1 pseudogene is annotated in these 282 nt (G+C 24.1%); it reads right to left on the bottom strand.

What is annotated here, in order from left to right:
- Positions 1–282: pseudogene (locus tag KGF39_RS19670) on the bottom strand (RNA-guided endonuclease TnpB family protein); the annotation flags it as partial.

Below are 282 nucleotides of genomic sequence, written 5' to 3'. Positions count from 1 at the left end.
TGAGCATAGTTGTCATTATTCTTTATTATTACTGGAATAGTCATATTATTAAATTTAATAATACCACCTTTATAACTAATACCAGTTGAATTTTGCTTCCCTTCTATTGATGTTAATTCATTATATCTAATATAATTAACTCGTTTAGCTTGATGATAGATATACTTACTAAAAGCATTAAAACATCTTGTAGCTATCTTCTGAGATATAGCAGAATGTAGTTTATAATATTTGCAAATAGGTTTAACAAAATTATGAAGTGAATACTCTGTTAAATTATAT

Source organism: Clostridioides sp. ZZV14-6345, assembly GCF_020657775.1.
Classification (GTDB): Bacteria; Bacillota; Clostridia; order Peptostreptococcales; family Peptostreptococcaceae; genus Clostridioides; species Clostridioides difficile_D.
Note: the sequence above shows the minus strand (reverse complement) of the source record. Positions and strands in the feature narration are given on the sequence as shown.